The sequence below is a fragment of the Gemmatimonadaceae bacterium genome, from assembly GCA_019637445.1.
Classification (GTDB): domain Bacteria; phylum Gemmatimonadota; class Gemmatimonadetes; order Gemmatimonadales; family Gemmatimonadaceae; genus Pseudogemmatithrix.
Map to the genome: position 1 here is coordinate 2096064 of JAHBVS010000001.1, position 20482 is coordinate 2116545.

Annotated in this window: 15 protein-coding genes; 8 read left to right on the forward strand and 7 right to left on the reverse strand. The window is 67.2% G+C overall.

The window, feature by feature from the left end; translation table 11 throughout:
- Positions 1 to 64: 64 nt before the first annotated feature.
- Both KF709_09355 and KF709_09360 read right to left on the reverse strand, forming a co-directional pair.
- Complete coding sequence (locus KF709_09355) at positions 65 to 1354, reverse strand: hypothetical protein (protein MBX3174606.1); 1290 nt, start codon at positions 1352 to 1354, stop codon at positions 65 to 67.
- Positions 1355 to 1374: 20 nt separating this feature from the next.
- Complete coding sequence (locus KF709_09360) at positions 1375 to 2088, reverse strand: thioredoxin domain-containing protein (protein MBX3174607.1); 714 nt, start codon at positions 2086 to 2088, stop codon at positions 1375 to 1377.
- Between the two features lie 435 nt (positions 2089 to 2523).
- Here KF709_09360 and KF709_09365 point away from each other — a divergent pair, with 435 nt between their 5' ends.
- From KF709_09365 to KF709_09400, 8 genes are all read left to right on the forward strand, one after another.
- The gene (locus KF709_09365) at positions 2524 to 5844 is read left to right on the forward strand and encodes a SusC/RagA family TonB-linked outer membrane protein (GenBank protein ID MBX3174608.1); all 3321 of its coding nucleotides are present in this window, start codon (positions 2524 to 2526) and stop codon (positions 5842 to 5844) included.
- 70 nt (positions 5845 to 5914) lie between these two features.
- Positions 5915 to 7516: a hypothetical protein gene (locus tag KF709_09370; protein MBX3174609.1), complete on the forward strand. Its 1602-nt coding sequence runs from the start codon at positions 5915 to 5917 to the stop codon at positions 7514 to 7516.
- A gap of 24 nt (positions 7517 to 7540) precedes the next feature.
- Positions 7541 to 8047, forward strand: a complete 507-nt coding sequence (locus KF709_09375) for a hypothetical protein (GenBank protein MBX3174610.1) — start codon at positions 7541 to 7543, stop codon at positions 8045 to 8047.
- Positions 8048 to 8160: 113 nt separating this feature from the next.
- On the forward strand, positions 8161 to 8856 hold the full coding sequence (locus KF709_09380) for a DUF4397 domain-containing protein (protein ID MBX3174611.1): 696 nt from the start codon (positions 8161 to 8163) through the stop codon (positions 8854 to 8856).
- A gap of 76 nt (positions 8857 to 8932) precedes the next feature.
- Positions 8933 to 9655, forward strand: a complete 723-nt coding sequence (locus tag KF709_09385; protein MBX3174612.1) for a carboxypeptidase regulatory-like domain-containing protein — start codon at positions 8933 to 8935, stop codon at positions 9653 to 9655.
- The gene (locus KF709_09390; protein ID MBX3174613.1) at positions 9652 to 10449 is read left to right on the forward strand and encodes a TPM domain-containing protein; all 798 of its coding nucleotides are present in this window, start codon (positions 9652 to 9654) and stop codon (positions 10447 to 10449) included. Before KF709_09385 ends, KF709_09390 begins: the two co-directional genes overlap by 4 nt.
- 1 nt (position 10450) lies before the next feature.
- Positions 10451 to 11179: a hypothetical protein gene (locus KF709_09395; GenBank protein MBX3174614.1), complete on the forward strand. Its 729-nt coding sequence runs from the start codon at positions 10451 to 10453 to the stop codon at positions 11177 to 11179.
- A 54-nt stretch (positions 11180 to 11233) separates the two neighbouring features.
- Complete coding sequence (locus tag KF709_09400; protein MBX3174615.1) at positions 11234 to 11788, forward strand: LemA family protein; 555 nt, start codon at positions 11234 to 11236, stop codon at positions 11786 to 11788.
- A 211-nt stretch (positions 11789 to 11999) separates the two neighbouring features.
- Here the strand turns inward: KF709_09400 and KF709_09405 are convergent, their stop codons facing one another.
- The 5 genes from KF709_09405 to dnaE form a co-directional block, all read right to left on the reverse strand.
- On the reverse strand, positions 12000 to 12971 hold the full coding sequence (locus KF709_09405; GenBank protein ID MBX3174616.1) for a M23 family metallopeptidase: 972 nt from the start codon (positions 12969 to 12971) through the stop codon (positions 12000 to 12002).
- Between the two features lie 147 nt (positions 12972 to 13118).
- Positions 13119 to 14666: a methionine--tRNA ligase gene (locus tag KF709_09410; GenBank protein ID MBX3174617.1), complete on the reverse strand. Its 1548-nt coding sequence runs from the start codon at positions 14664 to 14666 to the stop codon at positions 13119 to 13121.
- Between the two features lie 9 nt (positions 14667 to 14675).
- The gene (locus tag KF709_09415) at positions 14676 to 16031 is read right to left on the reverse strand and encodes a hypothetical protein (GenBank protein ID MBX3174618.1); all 1356 of its coding nucleotides are present in this window, start codon (positions 16029 to 16031) and stop codon (positions 14676 to 14678) included.
- Positions 16028 to 17113 carry an acetyl-CoA carboxylase carboxyltransferase subunit alpha gene (locus KF709_09420; protein ID MBX3174619.1) on the reverse strand — a complete coding sequence of 362 codons (1086 nt, stop codon included), beginning with the start codon at positions 17111 to 17113 and terminating at the stop codon, positions 16028 to 16030. The genes KF709_09415 and KF709_09420 overlap by 4 nt, the downstream gene beginning before the upstream one ends.
- Positions 16995 to 20477, reverse strand: coding sequence for a DNA polymerase III subunit alpha (dnaE, locus tag KF709_09425; protein MBX3174620.1), 3483 nt, complete (start codon positions 20475 to 20477; stop codon positions 16995 to 16997). The genes KF709_09420 and dnaE overlap by 119 nt, the downstream gene beginning before the upstream one ends.
- Between the last annotated feature and the right edge of the window lie 5 nt (positions 20478 to 20482).

A 20482-nucleotide genomic window follows, 5' to 3' on the forward strand; every position in this document is an offset into this window, starting at 1 on the left:
GGGCGGCATCTCGACGAGATGCCGCCCCGGTCCACTCCAGTGGTCGTCGAAGTTTGCGGACCGGCTAGCGTGGCTGCCGGACCAGCGCCTCGACCAGGGCCACGCTCGCATCCGACGCTCCTAGGCCCGCGTCCACCAGTTGCCGTGCGGCGCGGCCTGCACGCGCGCGGGTGTCCGTCTCGGTGAGCAGGATTCGTAGGGCACGGGCCAGCTCGTCGGTGTTGCGCAGGGACTCGGCACCCTTGCATTGCTGCAGGAGAACCGCGTCGCGGCTCGCGTCACAGCGTGGCCCGAACAGCACGGGGCTGCCGAAGGCGGCCGGCTCCAAGACCGAGTGGAGACCGGCCGCGTGGAAGCCGCCGCCGACGAAGGCTGCGGTGGCGAGGACATAGAGGTCGCCAAGCACGCCGACTTTGTTCACCAGCACCACGTCGGTCTCGGCGGTCGCCACGTCGATGGCCGCCAGCGAAAGACCGGCATCGCGGGCCCAGCGCTCGATGGGCGCGCAGTGAGTGGCCGTCGGCTCGTGCGGTGCAATGATCAGTCGGGCGTCGGGCACGCGCTCTCGCAGGGCGCGCCAGGCGGGCAACAGTTCGCGCTCGTCCGCCGGCCAGGTTGAGCCAGCGACCAGCGTGGGGCGATCGCTGCGCAGCGCCGCGAGTGGCGCTGCGTCGAATCGCACGGACGCGGCGCGTGCCGCGACTTGGTCGTATCGTGTGTCGCCCGTGACCGAGATGGCGTCGCGCCGCACACCAGTCGCCACCAAGCGTTCGGCGTCCGAGGCGTCAACGGCACCGACCCGCGAGAGACTGGCGAAGGCATCGCGTGATAGCGCGCGCGCCACGTGGCCACGGCGGCCTGAGCGGACGCTCATCGTGGCGGACACCACCGCCACAGGGATCCCGTGCGCCGCCGCCGCTTCGGTGAGCACCGGCCACACGTCGAGCTTGGCGAAGACCAACGCGCTCGGATGCAGGCTCTCGAAGAGCCGCGTGGCGTGAACGGCACGATCAAACGGCAGGTAGCCGTGTCCGTCCACGTTGAGCGAGGCCGCCAACCGCTCGGCACTCGGCGAGAAGTGTGTGTAGAGCAGTTGCCACTCGGGATGCCGCGCGCGCATGCGCTCGAGCACGGGTCTCGCTTGCAGGCCCTCGCCCACGGAGGGCGCGTGCATCCAGACGAGGGGTCGTGAGCGGTCGCGATGTGTCTCGGCCCACGCCACCAACTTGGCCACCGCATCGCGGCGCGCGCGCAGGCTCCGCGCAATCTTCCCCTCGCCTCGGAGCGGGAGTCGGGCGAGGCCGTCGGCCGACCAGCCGAGCGCGGCGTACGGAAGCCTGAGCAGGGGATGCATCGCGGCGACGGCCGCCGTGGCTAACGAGAGGGGCGCGACGCGGCGGCCGCAATCGCGGCGTCCAGCGCCGCGGCGAACGCCTCGTAGGGCTGGGCGCCGATGATTGCCTGGTCGCCGACAAGGAAGGTTGGCGTCGAGCCGACACCGATCCGCACGCTGCGCTGGTAGTCGGCCGCAATGAGTTCCTTGAGGACGCCGTCACCCACGCAGGCTCGAAGACGCGGCATATCGAACCGCAGGGCCACGCCGAGCGAGTCGAAATACGCGGCGGCATCGCGGCGTCGCTTCCAGAGGTCCTGCGTCGCGAAGAGGCGATCGGCGGCGCGCCAGAACTCACCCTGCTCCGCGGCGCACATGGCGAACTCGTGGGCCGGCTGGGCGTTGGGGTGCGTGTTGAGCGGGAAGTTCAGGTACGCGACGCGGGCCTTGCCCGTGCGGACGTAGGCCTGGTCTATCCGCGGGGCAGTCTCGTCGTGCCACCGCTTGCAGAACGGGCACTCGAAGTCCGAGATGACCACGAGCCAGACGCTGGCGGAGTCGCTGCCCTTGATGCGGCCGAGGTCGGCCCGGGCGATGAGGGCGTCCCGGGCGGAGTCGGCGGCACTGGGGGCCCCGTGGGTGCTCGGGGAGGCAGTTTCGGCCCGCCGGGGCTCGGCGTCGGCGGCCCCGCAGGCCGTGAGGGCGACCGCGAACAGGCTGGTGGCGAGCAGGGTCCGGGCGTGGCGTGAATACATATAGATAAGGATAGTGAGGGCCGTCGGGCTGGGGGAGAACGGGCCAGGGCCGGTCGAGGGGTCCCCGGGCGGGATTGTGACGCGGCGACCTAGGTCTGGGTAGAGCGTGACAGAATCCGAGGGTTCCGTGTGACGAGTCTCACACCGGGTGGAAGCGGCCTCCTGACCGGCAGGCCGACCCCCCGGGGGGATGTGCTTCTGGGGCACAGGGTTGCGGCCCAGTTACCGAGAAGTTACCGTACCACGCCTTCGGTTCCCCCCTCCTCGTTGGAGGGGTGTTGGTGTTGTGCCCGTGTTTCGCTCCCAGCGATCACGGATTCGTCGCTGGGAGACGACGCGTGGCAGCACGTGATCGTCGGTCGGAAACCCCCTTCACGAGGTATGCACATGCTGGAACGAGTCGGGATTCGGAGGCTAGGCGCCTCCATCCTCGCAGTGCTCCTCTCGTTCGCATCAGCCGATGTCGTTTCTGCGCAGGGCGCAGCGACGATCACTGGCACGGTGACGAATGAGGCCGGGCAGCCACTCTTTGGGGCGGGCGTCGGTATCGAGGCCCTTGCCATCCAGGTGGGAACGGGCGAGGACGGCCGTTACACCATCACCATTCCGGGCGCGCGCGTTCGTGGGCAGCAGGTTGTGCTCCGGGCGCGTCTTTTTGGTTATGCGCCCCAGGTGAAGTCGATCACGGTATCAGAAGGCTCCCAGACGCACGACTTCGTGCTGCGTCAGGACGTGAACCGCCTGAGCCAGGTCGTCGTGACCGGCGTGGCGGAAGGCACCGAGAAGACCAAGGTGCCGTTCACGGTTGCCACGGTGACGGCGGCGGACATGCCGGTGCCGGGCACCAACGCCTTCGCGCAGCTGCAGGGTAAGGTCGCCGGCGTGCAGATCACGTCGACCACCGGCCGCCCGGGTTCCGACCCGGCGATCCTGCTTCGCGCGCCGCTCTCGATCAACGGCTCGGGCCGTGGTCAGGGCCCGCTGGTCATCGTTGACGGCATCATCTTCAACGGTGGCATCAATGACGTGAACCCCCAGGACATCGAGTCGATCGAGGTCGTGAAGGGTGCCGCGGCGGCCTCGCTCTACGGCTCGCGCGCGGGTAACGGCGTCATCCAGATCACCACGAAGAAGGGCAAGGGCGCCACGTCAGACGGCATCCGCTTCAACGTGAACACCGAGTACGGCCAGTCGGACATCGAGCGCGAGTATGACCTGGCGCGCGCGACGACGATTCGCTTCAACGAGACCTACGACCGGTACTGCGTCGTCCCCTCGGGCGCCGGTGTCGGCACGCAGCGTGAGTGCACCTGGACCACGACGATGGAGCAGGAGCTCCGTCGCGTGAATGACATCCCGGGTCCGCTGACGCTCACCACCCGCACCTTCGTGGGTGACCTTGGCTTCGGCGCCCCGCCGTCCTCGACGCGCCTGCGCCACGACTTCATGTCGACGCCGTTCCCGGTGTCGTATGAGCCGATCAAGCAGCTGCTGACGAACGGCCAGTTCCTCAACACGAACGTGTCGATGTCCGGCCGCATCCAGTCGGCCAACGTCTACGCCTCGCTGTCGAACCTCTCGCAGGAAGGCTCGGTTCGCTTCCTCGATGGCTTCGTGCGTAACGGCTTCCGCCTCAATGCCGACCAGCAGATCGGTGAGGACTGGACCGTGAGCGGCACGGCCTTCTTCTCGAAGAGCAAGTCCGACGGTGGCAACTTCGTCGGCTCGAACAACCGCGTGTGGTTCGGCCTGTCGCGTACGCCGGCGTTTGCGAACATCCTGGCGAAGGACTCGCAGGGTCGCTACATGCCGCGGCACAACCCGACGAACGTCGGCAACCAGAACTACAACCCCGTCGTCGAGGCCATTGGCGCCAAGCAGATCAACGACGACAGCCGCTTCCTCGGCTCGCTGGCGGTGAAGTACCGCCCGGTGACCTGGGCGGACGCTGAGTGGAACTTCGGCTACGACTATTCGTCGAGCTGGGGCGAGTTCCTCCGCGACAAGGGCTTCCGGACCTCGGCGCAGAACGGCCCGCAGACCAATGGCTCGTTCTCGCGCAGCAACGGCTTCTCCATCTCGTACAACACCTCGCTCAACCTGACGATGCGTCGTCAGCTGACGCAGGACATCAACGGCACGATCTCGCTCCGTTACCTGTACGAGCAGCAGGACTTCAAGGGTGACAACCTTGGTGGCACCAACCTCGTCGTGGCCGGCCTGCGCACGGCGGACGCCATCTCGCTGCAGGAGTCGATCGGCGTGGGCTCGAGCCAGAGCCGCATCTCGCAGATCGGCATCTTCCTCACCGGCCGCCTGGACTACCAGGGCAAGCTGATCTTTGACGGCCTGATCCGTCAGGACGGTGCGTCGGTGTTCGGTTCGGACAACCGCTGGCAGACCTACGGCCGTGGCTCGGTGCTGTATCGTCCGTCCGAGGAGGCCTGGTGGCCGGCCAAGGACATCGTGAACGAGTTGAAGCTGCGTGCGGCGGTCGGTACCGCCGGCAACCGCCCGATCTTCAGCGCCCAGTATGAGACCCTCTCGATCGGCTCGGGCGGTACGCTGACGCCGAACGTGCTCGGCAACCCGCTGCTGGGTCCCGAGGTCATCACCGAGACGGACATCGGCTTCGACGCCGAGCTGTTCAACCGCTACGGCATCGAGTTCTCGTACATCAACGCCAAGGCGGACAACCAGATCCTGAACGTGCCGACCCCTGCGGTCACTGGCTTCGGTTCGCAGTGGCGTAACGCCGGTACGCTTGAGAACAAGATCATCGAGGCCGCGGTGAACGTGCCGATCCTCGAGGGCTTCCGCGGCGTGTCCTGGTCGGCCCGTATGGCGATGGACCGTCCGGAGAGCAAGATCACCCAGCTGGACGTGCTCCCGTACTTCGTCAGCGCCGCTGGCGCGCAGGGCACGACCTCGATGTTCCGCATCGCGGCTGGCAACGACTACGGCGTGATCTACGGCCGTGGCTTCGTGACCAAGTGCACCCAGCTGCCGGCCTCGTTCCAGGCCCGTTGCGGCGAGGGCAAGGAGTACCAGAAGAACGACGACGGCCGCATCGTGTGGGTCGGCGCCGGCAACACCTGGCGCGATGGCATCACCAAGAACCTTTGGAATGGCGCCAACCCCGGCAGCGACTCCCCCTGGGGCGTCGGCCTGAACTGGGGCATGAACATCATCGAGCGTGACTCGACCGGTACTGGCTTCAACCAGGAGCTCGGCTCGGCGATCCCCAGCATGCGCTGGTCGATGGGCCACAACGTGTCGTGGAACAAGTTCACGGGTTACATCCTGTTCGACGCCGTGCAGGGTCGTTCGGTGTTCAATCTCGTGAAGCACTGGAACTACGGTGACTTCTCCAATGGTGACGTGGACCAGTTCGGCAAGTCGGTCGAGAACGCCAAGCCGATCGGCTACTACTGGCGTGGCGCGCCGCCCGACGCGACTGGCGTCGGCGGTCTGTATGACTTCCTCGCGCCCACCAGCCACACCACCGAGGATGCCTCGTTCGTGAAGCTCCGCGAGCTCTCCGTTGGCTACCGCATCGGCCGCCTCGGCCGCTACGGTGACTGGACGGTGAACGTCGTGGGTCGCAACCTGCTGACCTGGTCGGACTACTCGGGCTTCGATCCCGAGACCGGCCTGGGCGGTGGCTCGAACGGCTCGGGCATCCTGAACGCCGCGGATGCGTTCAACTTCCCGAACCTCCGCACGTTCACGCTGCAGTTCAACGTTGGCTTCTGACGACAGCGCCTGGCCGGGCGGCAGCAACTTGCCGCCCGGTCGGGTCCCCTTCTTGAGGAGTTACTTCACGATGCGATTCAAGCTTCGGCACCTCGGGGTTCTCGCGCTGGCGTCCGTCGCAATGACGGCCTGCGCTGATAACCTCCAGGTCTCCAACGAGAACAACCCGGACCTGACGCGTGTGTACGCGGATCCGTCCGGCGTGGAGGGCGTCGTTTCGACGCTCTACCGCTCGTATCACCAGGGCACGGCAGGCAACGGCGGCATCGAGCCGCAGTCTGATATGCTGTCCCTCGAGAGCTATTCGGCTCTCGCGAACTTCGGTAACGGCATTCGCTCCGCAATCCCGCGTCTGCCGATCAACAACCAGCGTGGCAACCAGGTCAATGGTGGCAACCAGGCGGAGTGGAACAGCCTTTCGCGCCTGATGCGTACGTCCGCCACCGTCGTGCAGGCGATCGACGCCTACCTCGACAAGGATGCGACGTTGGGCACGCCAAGCCTCGACCTGCGCGCCCGCGCCTTCGCCATGATGGTGAACGGCCTGGCGATGGGTACGCTGGCGACGATCTACGACTCGGTGGCCATCGCCACAGCCCAGACGCCGACCTCGGCGATCCCGGGCTTCGTCGGTCCCGCTGAAGCGATGACGACGGCGCTGTCGGTGCTCGACTCCGCCATCGCCATCATCCAGTCTGCTCCGTCGACGGCCGATGCGACGATTCCGCTCGAGTGGATGGGTGGAACGGCGCTGACGCCTGCGCAGCTGGTTCGTTTGATTCGGACCTACAAGGCGAAGTTCCGGATCTCGGTTGCGCGCACGCCTGGCGCGACGATTGACTGGGCCTTGGTGTTGGCCGACGCCACCAACGGCATCACGGCTGACCACCAGATCGCGTTGGGTGGCACGTGGTCGTCGGCGATGGACGCTGGGCAGTACCATGTGCCCGGCAGCTGGCACCAGATCTCGCTGATGTACAACGGCATGGCTGACAACTCCGGCAACTTCGTGGCGTTCTCGGCCGTCCCGCTGCTTTCGCGTCCCGGCCCGACGACGCTCGTCGTGACGCCGGACACCCGTTGGCCGGCCGGTGCGACCCGCGCCGCCCAGCAGGCGAACTCCAGCCTGCCGCTGCCGGCGGGGCAGTACATCGCCAACCGTCAGGGTGAGGACTTCTTCGACGGCACGAACCCCTGGGGTTCCTCGCAGTATGAGAGCCGCCGTTGGTGGTCCATCCGCGACAATGGCGGCGTGGGCATCTATTCGTTCATCGACGTTGACGAGATCAACATGATCGCGGCCGAGGCGAATCTCGCCCTTGGCAACGGTCCGGCGGCGATGACGCTGGTCAACAACTCGCGTACGCAGCACGGCCTTGCGGCCTTCGCGGATCCGGCCGGTACGGCTCCGGACTGCGTGCCCACGCTCCCCACGGGCGCCTGCGGCAACCTGCGCGAGGCCATGAAGTACGAGAAGCGCATGGAGACCCAGCTGACGGGCTACATGGCGTGGTTCCTCGATTCCCGCCGCTGGGGCGACCTGGTGCAGGGCACGGTGCTGGAGTGGCCGGTCCCGAACGCGGAGATGGATACGCGTAACCAGGCGTTCTACGACATGCCGTACCCGGGTGCTACGGGCAAGACGGCTGGCGTCGGGACCTACGGGTACTGATCGATGTTCATCCTCGGAGCCACGGTGTCCTTCCTGCGCGGTCTCGCCTCGTCCTCACGGATGCGGCGTAACGTCGGGCGGGTAGCCGTGGCTTCCGCGGCGCTCCTGTCCAGTGGTTGCTACCAGTACACGGCGACAGAGCCGGGCCGGCCTGTGACGGATCAGCGGGTCGAGCTTCGGTTGAATGATCAGGGTCGGGTTGCGATGAATCGCACCCTGGGCCCTGGCGCCAGTACCGTCGAAGGCCGTGTCGTTGAGCAGACGGCTGAGTGGTATTCGATGGCGGTGTATCGGTTGACCAATGTGCGCGGCGACGTCTTCACGTGGACCGGCGAGATGGTGAATGTGCCGGTTGACGGTGTGGAGATGGTGTCCGAGCGCAGCCTGGACAAACAGCGGAGTGTCGTGGCGGTGGCATCCGCCGCGGGGGCGTTCGCTGTATTCGTGATGTCTCGCAGCCTGATCGGTGGTGGCCGGGATACGTCTCCCGGTGTTCCGCCGGAGGGTCAATCGGTTCGTTTGTTGCCCTGAAGCACTGGGCATACACTCCTTTAATGCACTTTTCGGAGCCCTTCATGCGATTTCTCCGTATCCTTCCACTGGCAGCCTTGGTGTTCGCGGGCGCGTGCGCAGAAGATGCGTCCGTGACCGTCGCCAACCGGCCGCCGCTGGCGTACATCCGTTACGTCCACGCGGTGACCGATGCAGCGGCCTTGGATTTCAAGTTCGTTGACCAGATCGAGTACTCGCCGCACTACGCGAACTCGACCTACCGCACCATCGGCATCTATCAGGGTGTCGAGGCTGGTAACCGTCAGTGGAAGGTCTTCCGCAACTCCACGGACATCAACATCGCGCAGCAGGTCGTTGCCGAGGGCACGACGAACTTCGTCGCCGGCACCCGGTACACGATCCTGCACCGTGGCACGATGGCGTCGAACTCCGTCGTCCTGATCACGGAAACCCTCCCGACCCAGGATGCCGGCACGCACATCAGCGTGACCAACGCCTCGATGGCCGCTCAGGACGTGTTCATCGGTGCGCCGGCTGGCACGCCGCTGTTCGCGAACGTGGCCACCGGGACCAAGACGACGTACGCGGCGCGTGCCGCGCTGACGACGTTCACGCTGCACACGGCCGCCAACGGCACCTTGGTGTCGCTGGCCAGCGCCACGCCGTTCGTCGGGCTCGCAGGGACGGAGACCGCCGATCCGATCGGTGGCTACAGCGTGGCCGGTTCGCAGATGTCCGCGTTCCTCTTCGCGCCGGGCACCGGCGCGGCGGCGAACTCTGTTTCGATCGTGATGGATCGCCAGCCGCCGCCGACCGTTCCGGAATAAGCGGACGGGCGTGCTCGGTTCTGGCAGCACAGCTCGCGGCACGCGGGGCCCTCGCCTGAGGGTCCCGCGTGTTGCGTTGTTTTTTGTTCTTGCACTCGGCCTCGGCGCCCTTTCGGCCGCCGACGCCGCAGCCCAGGTGGTCCGCGGCCGCATCATCTCCAACCAGTCCCGGACGCCAATGGCGAACGCGACGGTCGAGGCCCTGGACACGCTACGGCAGGTGGTCGCCGCGGCACGGTCCGACTCGGCAGGCCAGTTCATGCTGCACGTGACGACCCTCGGCGAGTTCCGGATTCGCATCCGGCGCATCGGCATTACGCCGACCCTGACGGACGCCCTGCAGTTTGTCGATCGCGATACCGTGGACGTGGATCTCCTGGTCGACGAGAGCCCTGCGATCCTCGAGGAGAGTCGCACCACGGAGACCATGAGTGTCGCCACGGAGGAGCGGCTGCGGAACGCGCGGAGCCGTGGATGGCGCGTCTATCCCCCCGAGCGGGTCCGTCCGATCCGTGAGCGGGCGATGAACCTCGATGCGATGCTGAAGGCGTTGGGATTGTCCAGCGTTATGATCTCGGCCAACTGCATCCGGAGCCTGGTCACGAACGGCTGCATGACGGTGTTCATCGACGACCAGTACTTTGGGCAGGTGACCTTCAACCAGATCAACGTCCGCGACATCGAGTTCGTCGCGGTCATCGGGCCCACCGAGGCCCTGATTACCTACGGCAATCGTGCGCAGCACGGCGTGGTGATGCTCTACACCGCCCGTATGCAAGACCGTCGCCCGCCGCAGTGATCCTCACGTTGGCGCTCGCGGCCGCGCTCGCGCTGCCGCAGGAGCCGCTGTTCCCCGCGCGACCCAGCGGATTCGTCACCGATGTGGCGAACGTCATCCCAGCGGATCGCGAAGCCCAGATCACGGAGCTCATCGAACGAGTCCGTGCGGGCTCGCGCGGCGAGATTGCGGTGGTGACCCTCGCCGACATCCAGGGACGCGATGTCGGGGATATCGCGCTGCAGATTGGTCGGGCCTGGGGCGTCGGCGCGCGTGCCGATGTCGGCGACCGCGCGCGGAACGCGGGCATCGTGGTGCTCTTGGTGCCCCGCGAGACGAGCCGGGACGGCCGCGGACACATCAGCATCCAAGTCGGCCAAGGCGCTGAGGGCTTCGTCCCGGATGCGGTGGCCGGCGACATTCGTCGTGAGGCCACTCCCTTGCTTGCCGCCGGGGACTACGGCGGCGGGCTCGCCTTGATCACGGCCCGGCTCGCCGAGCGGTACGCGGCAGAGTTCGGGTTCTCGCTGGACTCGGCCCTGGTGCCGCCGCGGAGACAGGTGCGCGAGCGTGGGATTCCGCCGATCCTGATCATCATCGCGTTCTTCGTGCTCGTGGCGTTGCTGAGCGGCGGTGGCGGTCGAGGTGGTCGCGGCGGGCGCCGGCGGCGGCGCGGCGGCATCGTGATCTTGCCGATGGGTCGCGGCGGGTTCGGCGGTGGTGGCTTCGGGGGCGGTGGCTTTGGCGGTGGTGGCTTCGGCGGCTTCGGTGGCGGTGGCGGCTTCTCTGGCGGCGGCTCAAGTGGGGGGTTCTAGGATGGCCCAGCAGACACTGCGGGGATTCACAGACCGGCTAGCGACGGCGTTTGGCGAGGAGTTGCGAGCCGTGGTGCTCTACGGCTCCGCGGTTGGTCGCCCGGAGCCCAGCCGTGGCACGATGAACCTGCTGGTGCTGGTCGGACGATGGCGTGACGCCACCAGTGCCGCGGCTGGCGAGGCGGTGCGCGAGTGGACCGCCTCAGGCCAGCCGGCACCCCTGATCCTGACGGAGGGCGAGTGGCGGTCGACGCGCGACGTGTTCGCGATGGAGCACGCAGATATTGCCGCCCGGCACGAGCTCGTGGCTGGGCAGCTGCCCGCAGAGCCCGCCCCCTCCCCGGAGGACCTGCGTAGCCAGCTCGAGTACGAGGCGATGGGCGCGCTGATCCACCTTCGGCAGGGGATGCTGGTGGGTGCCGGCGACGCGGAACGCTCGCTGCAACTGCTCCTGGTCAGTAAGGGAACGGTCCTCACGCTCTTCCGCACGCTGCTGCGCCTGGAGGGCTGGGAGGTGCCGCCAAAGCCCGAGGCAGTCGTGCAGGCCGCTGCCGCGATCGCGGGATTCGAGGCCTTGCCGTTTGAGCGCCTGCTGGCGCACACTGCGGGGACGGCGGCCCTCGATGCTGCAGGGGTCACGCAGCTGCTGACCGCGTACCACGCAGGGCTGCAGCGATTTGTTGCCTACGTCGACGCGCTGGTGCACCCGGGATCTTCCGGCATCGACTGAGCCTGCACCGTGCCCGCGCCTTATCTTCCAATGACTTCCAGGAGGAGTATCCCGATGAAGGCCAAGTGGTACCTGCTGGTCCTGCCGCTGCTGCTCTCGGCCTGCGGCTACAACACGATCCAGACGATGGACGAGGGCGCCGCCGCCGCGCGCCAGCAGATTGAGGTGCAGCTGCAGCGCCGTGCGGACCTTGTGCCGAATCTCGTCAACACGGTGAAGGGCTTCGCGGCGCAGGAGGAGCGCATCTTCACCGAAGTGGCCCAGGCCAGGGCCGCGCTCTCGGGTGCGGTGCGGGGCGGCAACATCGGTGAGATGGCCAATGCCAATGAAGGCCTCACCGGCTCCTTGGGTCGCTTGCTGGCGATCGCTGAGAACTACCCACAGTTGAAAAGCGATCAGAACTTCCTGCGCCTGCAAGACGAACTGACGGGGACCGAGAACCGGATCGCGGTCTCGCGCACGGACTACAACAACGCGGTGCGCGACTACAACGCGTACATCCGGCGCTTCCCGGCGGTGCTGACGGCAAAGGTCACCGGGGCCAAGGCGCGGGAGTACTTCGAGGTGACCTCGCCAGGAGCGCGTGAGGCGCCTGAAGTGAAGTTCTAGCGTCTGAACTGCAACGGCCGCCACAGAGGCACAGAGACACAGAGGTTTGAGAATGCAGGTTCGCCTCTGTCTCCAAACCAACTGCAACAGCCTAAGGGGCGCGGCGGACAAAACGTTCCGCCGCGCCCCAATCAGTTCCAAAGAAAGAAGACACAGAGGGGTCTCGCGTCGACGCCCTCTGTGTCTCTTTGGCAAGCAGGTGCTGTTGCCGTTACGGCCCCGCGTCCGGCAACACGTACGTGAGCGGATCCACCGGCCGGCCATTGACGTGGATCTCGTAGTGCAGGTGCGGCGCCGTGGAGAGGCCGGTAGAGCCTACCGCGGCGATCAGCTGATTGCGTGTCACCTGCTGCCCCACGCGCACGGCCAGTCGCGAACAATGCGCGAAGCGCGTGCGAATCCCGTTGCCGTGGTCGATTTCCACCGTCAGGCCGTAGCCCTTGTCGTTGCCGGCAAAGACGACGCGTCCCGCGGCGGGCGCGACAATCGGTGTTCCCGTCGGGGCCGTGACGTCGATGCCCTTGTGCGGACGATTTTCGTGCAGGATCGGGTGAAAGCGGCTCTTCGTGAACTGGCTCGAGAGCCAGCCTGCGGTTGGCAGGATGCTCGGCGTGTTGGCAAAGCGCCGGAAGTTGCTCTCCAACGTGTCCGAGACGTCGCGGAAGCCGCTGGCCAGCGAGCTCGCGCGGTTGATAAGGCCGTCGATGTCCGGGCGCGCGCTCCATCCCAGGCGGCCGAGGAAGGGTCGTCTCGCCGTCGGGCGTGAGCCGCCGCCGACGTCGCTGAGGCTGGCGTCGAGCGCGACGACTTCAGTGCTCGCCTCGCTGTCGAGTTCGCCGATGTCGGCCTCGCGAACCGGTGACGCCTCGACGGGAAGGCCGGCAAGCATCCGCATCTGCTCCTCGCGCCGCGCGATGGAGCGGAGGGTATCGTCAAGGACGCGGAAGCGCTGCTCGATGAGCGCGATGTCCTGTTGCAGCGCCTCGTTCTGCGCCGCGACCACGCGGGCTCCCGGCGTGCCCCAGGGCGTGAACAACACGACCACGGCCCATCCCACCAGCAGGATGCCGCCCGCGAGCGACCAACCCAACGCACGAAACGTCCAGACCGGGAGGGAAAAGGTCCGGGCATTCTCGTTGCGGGGTGGTACTAGGACTAGGGTCCAGCGGCGCTTCGCGGGCATCCCAGAAATCTACGCGGACAGGGGTTTGGTCAGGACCGAAGAAAATCCGATACGACTCAGTGGCTGCTGAGTCTGGGCATTGGAGATGACCGCTAGGCCCTGGCCCCGGTCACCGGAGGTCGGTCAGTCTCCCCAAGTATCGGCCGCTCAGCGCGCGGCCGCCCCACCTGTGGGTTCGGGTCGAGGAAACAGCCCTTCTCCCTTGGCGACATGCCACCCCGCGCAGTCCAGAGCGTCCGCTTGGTCGAAACGGATGCCGTGCACGCTCCCTGGCCCGCCCAGGGCGTCCCAGAGCGCCTGCGCCTTTCCCGGCATGACAGGGGCGAGGTAGACAGCCTGACGGGCCAGCTGACGCATCAGGGAGGCCAGCACCGTTTCCAGTGCCGGGCGCTGCGTGGGGTCCTTGGCCAGCACCCATGGCTTGGCGTCCTGGATCGCCTGGTTCGCGCGCGCCACGGTGTTGAAGATGGCTTCGAGGGCCTCGTGGATCAGGTAGCCACGCGAGCCGTCCATAGCCCGGCGTGCCGCCTCGTAGTCCGCCCGATCGGCGACATCGCTGGCCGTCGGATCTCCAGCCGGCACGACGCCCTCACAGTACTTCTCGACCATTGCGATGGTTCGGCTTGCGAGGTTGCCGAGGCCGTTTGCCAGCTCGGCCGTATACACGGCCTCGAAGCGCTCCCAGGAGAACGACCCGTCGCCGTCGAACGGAATCTCGCGGAGGAGGAAGTAGCGGAAGGCGTCGGGCCCGAAGCGCTCGACCGCCTCACCCAGTTCAAGCTTTACACCGGCGCTCTTCGAAAAACGCTCGCCACCGAGCGTGACGAAGCCGTGCGCCCACACGCGCTCCGGCAACGGAAGCCCGGCGGCGAGTAGCATGGCCGGCCAGATCACCACGTGGAAGCGGGTGATGTCCTTGCCGATGACGTGCACACTGGCAGGCCACGTGGCGCCAGATCCCGGGAAGAACTGCGCGGACCAGTAGTTCGGCAAGGCGTCGAACCACACGTAGGTTGTCTGTCGCTCGCCCGTGGAGAGCGGCCGCGGGAAGGGGACGCCCCAGTCGAAGCGCGCCCGGCTGGCCGAGATGTCGTCCAGGCCCTCGTCGAGCAGCGCCAGGATCTCGTTGCGTCGCGAGGTTGGCTGGATGAACGCCGGGTGCTTCTGGATATGCGCCTTGAGCGCGTCGGCGTAGCGCGAGAGCCGGAAGAACCAGTTCCGCTCCGTCACCTCGTCCAGCGTGCGCGTCGGGTGCAGCGTGCAACGCCCATCCACGATATCCGCCGGTTGCTTGAAGCTCTCGCAGCCCACGCAGTAGAGCCCTGTGTACGACCGCTCGTAGAAGTCGTCGGGACTGGTGGCGAAGATGCGCTCCAGCAGCTGTGTGACCGCCGCGTGATGCTCGGGCGCGGACGTCCGCATGAACTGGTCGTGCGAGAGCGAGAGCCGCGCCCACATCGCTGCGAACTGCTCGGCGATGCGATCGACGAAGGCCCGGGGCTCGAGGCCTGCGTCTGCGGCCGTCCGGGCGACCTTCTGGCCGTGTTCGTCCATGCCGACCAAGAACCAGACGTCGTCGCCCGCCTGTCGGCGGAAGCGGCAGATGGCATCCGCGCCGATCTTCTCGAAGGCGTGACCGAGGTGCGGTGCGCCGTTCGCGTAGTCGATGGCGGTGGTGAGGTAGAAGCGGGCCATCGGCGAAAGTTACTGCGGCGGTGTGGCGCCGCCCGGCCCGCCGGACGGGCCGCTGCCAGGCTCTCCGTTGCCGCGCGGACCACGTCCGCGCCGACCCCCGCGGCGTCCGCGCCGCCGCCGTCGGCGGCGTTCGCCGTCGGACCCTGCGGGCGCGGCGCTGTCGGGCTCCGCGTTGTCGGGCTCCGCGCTGTCGGGCTCCGCGCTGTCGGGCTCCGCGCTGTCAGGCTCGGCCTGATCACGTTCGGCGCTGTCTGGGACGGCCCCGACGTGCTCCGCGGACCGCTTCGACGGACCAGAGCCGGGGTCACCTTCCCGGGGCGTCTTGTCGACTGAGATTCCGAGCGCGCGCGTCCTGCGGGCCTCCGCGAGTGCCTCGTCGTCAAGCTCGGCGGTCGCGCCGTCGTGCGACTCGGATTCGTGCTGGTCGTCTGCATCGTCCTCGCCGCCGCGTCCCAGCGTCACGAGCGTGCCCGCCATCGCGGCGGCCTCGTCGTCGGTCGGGACCACCCCCGGCGCGGTTTCCTTGCGCAGCTGCGCCAGCGGGATCGTCCGGTGTTCGCCCGCCACCGTGCGCAACGTCACCAGGTCACGGAAGATGTCGTTGCTGACGACCTTTTCCTCGCCGAGCGCGGTCTGGATGACTTTGCCTTCCTTGGGAAAGCGCTTGCGTTGCTGCACGTAGAATTCGTGCTCGTGGCGCAGGCAGCACATCAAGCGGCCGCAGGTGCCGGAGATCTGCGACGGATTGAGCGTGGAGAGGCGTTGGTCCTTGGCCGTGCTCGACTTCACGGGACGCAGCTCCGGCAGCCAGGACGCGGAGCAAAACTGCCGCCCACAGCGTCCGATGCCGTCGAGCCGCCGCGCCTCGTCACGCACGCCGATGTGCCACATGTGCACCCGCGTCGAGAATCGGCGCTCGAGGCGACGCACGAGCTCGCGGAAATCGACACGCTCCTCGGCCGTGAAGTAGACCGTCATCTTGCGGCGGTCCCACTGCCACTCGGTGTCGCTCACCTTGAGGTCGAGCTTCAGTTCGCGGGCGAACTCGATGGCTGCCTTGCGCACCGCGTGCTCGTCGGCGCGCAGGCGGATGCTGCGGTCGACTTCCTCGGGCTTGGCGAGGCGGACCACCTTGGGCAGTTCGCTCGGCGCAGCCTTGCCGTGCGTGGTGCCCACCTTTCGCGTCTCGGCCAACTCGCCGGTGCTGTAGATTCGCCCGAGGTCCTCGCCGCGGTCCACCTGCACGATGACAGCGGCCTTGGGCGACGGCGCGGTCTCCGCCTGGAACTGGTAGAAGACCCGCCGATTGCCCTTGAACTCGACTTCGACGAGGTGCGTCTGCGTCTCGACGGCTGGAGCGGTCACTCGCTGAAGGCACCCATCTTGAGGTACTTCTCGCGGCGACGGCGCACGAGCTTGTCGGGCTTCAGCCCACGCAGCTCATCGACGTTGCGCAGGATTGCCTCGCGCACGGCCTTGGCCGTCTCGGCGTGATTGACGTGCGCCCCGCCTGGCGGTTCAGGGATGATCTCGTCCACGATCTTGAGGTTCACGAGGTCGTCCGCCGTGATGCGCAGCGAGGCGGCCGCCTTCTCGCGCATCTCCGGGCTCTTGCCGTCCTTCCACAGGATGGCCGCGCAGCCCTCGACCGTGATCACCGAGTAGACGGAGTTCTCGAGCATCAGGATACGGTCGGCCACGCCCAACGCGAGTGCGCCGCCCGAGCCGCCCTCGCCGATCACCAGCGCGACGATCGGCACCTGGAGGTCGCTCATCTCATAGAGGTTGCGCGCGATGGCTTCCGACTGGCCGCGCTCCTCGGCGCCGAGTCCGGCCCAGGCCCCTGGTGTGTCGATCATCGTGATGATCGGCACGTGGAACTTCTCGGCCAGCTTCATCAGGCGCAGTGCCTTGCGATACCCCTCGGGATGCGGCATCCCGAAGTTGCGGTGCAGGTTCTCCTTGGTGTCGCGGCCTCGCTGGTGGCCGATGACCATGACTGTCTCGCCGTCGAGGCGGGCCCAGCCGCCGACGATGCTCGGATCGTCGCGGAAGGCGCGGTCGCCGTGCAGCTCGATGAAGTCGCTGAAGGCGAGGCGCAGATAGTCCAGCGTAAACGGCCGCTTGGCCGAGCGCGCGACCTGCACGCGCTGCAGCGGCGTGAGGTTCTGATAGATGCTACGCCGCATCTCGCCGAGCTTCTCCTGCAGCGGGGCGATCTGCTTGTCGACGTCGAGCTTCTGCTCCTCGGCGACGCGGCGGACCTCCTCGATCTGCTTCTCCAGCTCGGCCAGCGGCTTCTCGAATTCCAGTGCAGAGGTGCCCAAGTCAGCTCCCGCGTACGAGGCGCACGCGCTCGGGGCCGAGCAGGGAGCGGAGCTCCAGCAGGGCCGGACCGGCGGTGGACAGCTTGAGGGAGCTCGACCGCAGGCGGGCCGGGCTCCCATCGATACCCTTCCAACGTAGCTCCAACGGGGCGGAACCGGGATGGGCCTCGGCCACCGCCCGCACGTCGCGCATCACCTCGGCCGGCAGGCTGAACTCGGCGTCGAGGTCCAGCGAGACGGCGAACTGGCCCGTGGCGCGCAGTTCGGCCAGGCGCGTGATGCTTTCCACGATGAAGGTGGGGTTGTCGGCGCCCTGATCACGGCGCGAGTAGCCGCCCTTGATGAGCACCGGCACGTCGGTCTGCACGCGGTCGCCGATGGCGGCCCAGGCCTCGGGGAAGACCAGCAGTTCGGCGGAGCCGGCAAAGTCCTCGACCGTGAGCCGGGCGAACTCTGCGCCGGACTTCTTGGAGATCTGACGGCGCACGGCGGTGATCACGCCACCTAGGGCCATGGCCTCGGGGCTCCACTCGCCCAACTGCGCGACCGTGTGCGTTGCGAGCAGTTCACACTCGGCGCGGAACGGTTCGAGCGGGTGCCCCGAGATGTAGAAGCCGAGGATGGCCTTCTCGGCGGTGAGGCGCTCGCTCTCACTGAACTCCTTCACCGTCGGCAGCGTCGGTTGGAGTGGCGGCGCGTCGTCCTCGCTGCCGCCGAGGTCGCCGAACAGCGAGCCCTGTCCAGTCGCAATCTCCGCCTGCGCGAGCGATGCATGCTGCATGGCGCCGTCGAGCGCGGAGAGGAACTGCGCGCGGTGGCCGGGCAGGGAGTCGAGCGCGCCGGCGTGGATCAGCGCTTCGAAGACGCGCTTGTTGCAGGTGCGCAGGTCGACGCGCTCGGTAAGGTCGTAGAGTGAGCTGAACGGCTTCTCGGTGCGCGCCGAGCTGATGCTCTCGGCGGCGCTGTGGCCAACGTTGCGGATGGCGCCGAGTCCGAAACGGATGCGCGTGTCGCCGACCACGGTGAACTTCCAGCCCGACTCGTTGACGTCTGGCGGGAGGATCTCGAGGCCGAGGTCGCGGGCCTCGTTGATGTACTTCACGACCGCGTCCGTGTCGCCGATGCTCGCGGAGAGCACCGCGGCCATGAACTCCGGCGCATAGTGCGCCTTGAGGTAGGCCGTGTGGTACGACAGGATCGAGTAGGCGACCGAGTGCGACTTGTTGAAGCCGTAGCGGCCGAAGGTCTCGATCTGGCCGGCGATGTCCTCGATGACCTTGGGTGGGAAGCCGTTGGCGACCGCCTTTTCCTGGAACTTGCCGAGCTCCTTGAGGATGAGCTCGACGTCCTTCTTGCCCACCGCCTTGCGCAGCACGTCAGCTTCGGCGAGCGAGATGCCCGCCAGCCGCTGCGCGATACGCATCACCTGCTCCTGGTAGGTGATGACGCCGTAGGTGGCGGAGAGGATCTCCTCGAGCTCGGGCAGCTGGTAGCTGACCGGTTCCTCGCCGCGCTTGCGGCGCTGGTAGACCTTGTGCATCCCGGCGTCGAGCGGGCCGGGGCGCATCAGCGCGTTGGAGGCGACGAGGTCGTCGAAGCGGTCGGCACGCATCGCGCGGACCATGTCGGTGGCCAACGGCGATTCGAACTGGAACACGCCGGCGGTGCGGCCCGCGCGCAGCATGCGGTAGGTAGCCTCGTCGTCCAGCGGCAGGGCGTCGAGGTCGATCTCCACGCCGCGGCGTTCCTTGATGGCGCGCACCGCGTCCGTGAGGATGGTCAGCGTGGTGAGGCCGAGGAAGTCCATCTTGAGCATCCCGGCCTTCTCGAGCGCGACCATGTCGTACTGGGTGACCACCACGCGCTCATCGCCGTCGCTGCCGGAGCCCTTGGACTCCTGCGTGCAGACGGGCACGTACTCATCGATCGGGCCAGGCGCGATGACGATGCCGGCCGCGTGCACGCCGGCGTGGCGCGAGAGGCCTTCGAGCGCAATTGCAAAGTCGAATAGTTGCTGGTGCCGTTCGTCCTGCTCGTAGAGCTTGCGGACCTCGGGCACTTTCTCGATGGCCTCGGCCACCGTGAGCGAGAAGTTCGGCTGGTTGGGGATCAGCTTGGCGATCGCGTCTGTTTCTGCCGGGGAGAACCCGAGGACGCGGCCCACGTCCTTGATGCAGGCGCGCGACTTGAGCGTCCCGAAGGTGATGATCTGGCCCACCGAGTCGCGCCCGTACTTGTTGCGCACGTACTCGATGACCTCCGCGCGGCGTTCCTCGCAGAAGTCGACGTCGATGTCGGGCATCGAGACGCGTTCCGGGTTCAGGAAGCGCTCGAACAGCAGGTCGAACTTGAGCGGGCAGACGTTCGTGATGCCGGTGGCGTAAGCGACCAGCGAGCCGGCCGCCGAGCCGCGTCCGGGGCCCACGGGGATGCCGCGGTCGCGGGCGGCCTTGATGAAGTCCGCCGTGATGAGGAAGTAGCCTGCGTAGCCCGTCTTGGTGATGACGCCGAGCTCGTAGTCGAGGCGCTCCTTCACCTCGGCCGGGAGCGGATCGCCGTAGCGCTGCTTGGCGCCCTCGGTGGAGATCTTCACCAGCAGGTCGTTCTCGCTCTTCACACCCTTGGGTAGCGGGAACGAGGGCACGTAGTACTTCTTGTCGAAGATGACGTTGACGTCGTCGCCGATCTTGAGCGTGTTCTCGAGAACCTCGGGGTGGCCCTTGAAGTGCGCCGCGATTTCGGGGGCGCTCTTGAAGTAGAGCCCGCGATCGTAGCGCATGCGGTCGGCATCGAGCCGGTCCTTCTTGAGCCCGATGCAGAGCAGCACGTCGTGCGACTCGTGGTCCTCGGCGCGCAGGAAGTGCGCGTCGTTGGTGGCGACCACGGGTAGGGAGAGGTCGCGGCTCAGCTTGAAGACGAGGTCGTTCAGCTTGCGCTGCTCGCCGGCCTCGTGGGCCTGCACCTCGAGATAGTAGCGGTCCTTGAAGACGTCGGCGTACCAGGCGGCGGCGGCCTTGGCCTCCTCGTAGCGGTCCTCGAGCAGGTGCTGCGCAACCTCGCCGGCCATGCAGGCCGAGGAGACGATGAGGCCCTCGTTGTACTTGGCGAGCAGCTCGCGGTCCACCCGCGGCTTTCCGTAGAAGCCTTCCGTGTAGCCCAGCGACGTGAGCTTCACGAGATTTCTGTAACCCTGCAGGTCCCGGGCGAGTAGGACGAGGTGGAAATAGTTCTTCTCGCCTTGTTGGGCGCGGGTCTTCTGCCGGCGGTCGCTGGGGGCGACGTAGGCCTCCATCCCGATGATGGGCTTCACGCCGGCCTTGCGGGCCTTTTCCTGGAACTCCCAGGCGGCGTGGATGTTGCCGTGGTCGGTGATGGCGAGGGCGGGCTGCTCGAACTCCTGGGCCCGCTTGATCAGGTCATCGATCCGGTTCGCGCCGTCGAGGAGCGAGTACTCGGAGTGGCAGTGCAGGTGGACGAAGGACACAGAAA

Coding starts and splice junctions, on each gene's coding strand:
- KF709_09355 (MBX3174606.1), bottom strand. CDS start 1,354: ATGCATCCCCTGCTCAGGCTTCCGTACGCCGCGCTCGGCTGGTCGGCC.
- KF709_09360 (MBX3174607.1), bottom strand. CDS start 2,088: ATGTATTCACGCCACGCCCGGACCCTGCTCGCCACCAGCCTGTTCGCG.
- KF709_09370 (MBX3174609.1), top strand. CDS start 5,915: ATGCGATTCAAGCTTCGGCACCTCGGGGTTCTCGCGCTGGCGTCCGTC.
- KF709_09395 (MBX3174614.1), top strand. CDS start 10,451: ATGGCCCAGCAGACACTGCGGGGATTCACAGACCGGCTAGCGACGGCG.
- KF709_09400 (MBX3174615.1), top strand. CDS start 11,234: ATGAAGGCCAAGTGGTACCTGCTGGTCCTGCCGCTGCTGCTCTCGGCC.
- KF709_09405 (MBX3174616.1), bottom strand. CDS start 12,971: ATGCCCGCGAAGCGCCGCTGGACCCTAGTCCTAGTACCACCCCGCAAC.
- KF709_09410 (MBX3174617.1), bottom strand. CDS start 14,666: ATGGCCCGCTTCTACCTCACCACCGCCATCGACTACGCGAACGGCGCA.
- KF709_09420 (MBX3174619.1), bottom strand. CDS start 17,113: ATGGGAGCCCGGCCCGCCTGCGGTCGAGCTCCCTCAAGCTGTCCACCG.